The sequence below is a fragment of the Pseudomonas sp. genome (assembly GCF_049590575.1).
GTDB lineage: Bacteria > Pseudomonadota > Gammaproteobacteria > Pseudomonadales > Pseudomonadaceae > Aquipseudomonas.
This window is the reverse complement of the sequence record NZ_JBAWDE010000042.1, coordinates 1-1,546: the sequence shown is the minus strand read 5'-3', so window position 1 is coordinate 1,546 and position 1,546 is coordinate 1. Positions and strand designations below refer to the sequence as shown.

The window sequence follows — 1,546 nt, the reverse complement described above, 5'->3', positions numbered from 1 at the left end:
TGTGGGAGCGGGCTTGCTCGCGAATGCGCTGTGTCAGTGACTAAAAAGTAAACTGAACCACCGCATTCGCGGGCAAGCCCGCTCCCACATTTTTGCCCGCGTTTCTTCAGTAGATGCCTTGAGTCCTTCCAGTAACCCCGCCATCATGCCTCCCAATCATCACCACCCCCGAGCCACGCCGTGCCTGATTCCTACGTCTTTTCTGAACAAGTTGGCCACCTGTTGCGCAAGGCCTACCAGCGCCACCTGGCGATCTTTCAGCAGAATGTCGGCGATTCCCAGCTCACCGCTGTGCAGTTCGTCACCCTGTGTGCACTGCGCGATCACGGTGCAAGTTCCCTGACCGAGTTGGTCAAGGCCACCGCGGTGGACCAGGCGACCATCCGCGGTATTGTCGAACGGCTCAAGGCCAAGGCGCTGATCAGTCTGGAGCCCGACCCTGAGGACAAGCGCAAAGTCGTGGTCGACCTGTCTGCCGCAGGCGCCGAGCTGGTTGAGCAGACGGCACCGCGCGCCGCACGGATCAGCGAGCTGACCATGAGCAATCTCAACCCGGCCGAGCGTGTGGCGGTGTTGTTTCTGTTGCGCAAAATGATCGACGATCCCCAGGATTGAATCAGGCTGGCACCGTTTTTGCTCTGAGTTGATGTAGTAGCCACTTCATCAGTCAAGTGTGTCGCGAGACCCCAGGTCCGCGACGCTTTTTTTTGACTGTTTCATGTAGTGAACACTTCACCAACTGTTACAGGCGAAGCGAATGATCAGCCAGCACATCACGGTAGCGCTTGAGGTCAACGGCCACACCCGCGAAGTCAGCGCCATGGCGGACACCCCGCTGTTACTGGTGCTGCGCAATGACCTGCAACTCAATGGGCCCAAATATGGCTGCGGCCTGGGCGAGTGCGGCGCGTGTACGGTCATCATCGATGGCCTGGCTGCACGCTCGTGTGTGTTCCCGCTGGCCGGCGCGGTGGGGCGCACGATTACGACCCTCGAAGGCCTCGGCACGCGCCAGGCGCCGCACCCGGTACAGCAGGCCTTTATCGATGAGCAGGCTGCGCAATGCGGCTATTGCCTCAACGGCATGATCATGACCACCAAGGCCTTGCTCGACCGCAACCCCAACCCCAGCGAAGCCGAGGTGCGCAACGAACTCTCGGGCAACCTCTGCCGCTGCGGCACCCACATCGAAATCCTGCGCGCGGTGCTGCGTGCCGCTCAACGCCTGACCGTGGAGGGCCGACCATGACCGACACACCACTCTCCCGCGACCAGTGGCTGGCCAAAGCCGGCGTGTTGTTGATCGTCGATGACGTGCTGCCGCCTTCGGGCCCGGTGGCCAAGGGCGGTACGCCGACCGTCAAGCCCAAGGAGCTGGGCCTGTTTATCGCGGTGAACGATGACGGCCTGGTGTATGCATTCAATGGCCATGTGGACCTCGGCACCGGCATCCGCACCTCGCTGGCGCAGATCGTCGCCGAAGAGCTCGACCTGAGCATGGACCAAGTGAAGATGGTGCTCGGCGACACCGAGCGCGTGCCCAACC

Annotated in this window: 3 protein-coding genes; all 3 read left to right on the top strand. The window is 61.7% G+C overall.

Features of this window, described 5'->3' with window-relative positions; translation table 11 throughout:
* Window positions 1-180 precede the first annotated feature (180 nt).
* A complete protein-coding gene (locus WBR57_RS03285; protein WP_424082075.1) occupies window positions 181-615 on the top strand; it encodes a MarR family winged helix-turn-helix transcriptional regulator in 435 nt (144 codons plus the stop codon).
* 142 nt (window positions 616-757) lie between these two features.
* Entirely contained in the window at window positions 758-1,249 is a 492-nt protein-coding gene (locus tag WBR57_RS03280) for a (2Fe-2S)-binding protein (protein ID WP_424082073.1), read from the top strand.
* A partial coding sequence (locus tag WBR57_RS03275) for a molybdopterin cofactor-binding domain-containing protein (RefSeq protein WP_424082071.1) occupies window positions 1,246-1,546 on the top strand: 301 nt, incomplete at its 3' end. The genes WBR57_RS03280 and WBR57_RS03275, both read left to right, overlap by 4 nt.

Coding starts and splice junctions, on each gene's coding strand:
- WBR57_RS03280 (WP_424082073.1), top strand. CDS start 758: ATGATCAGCCAGCACATCACGGTAGCGCTTGAGGTCAACGGCCACACC.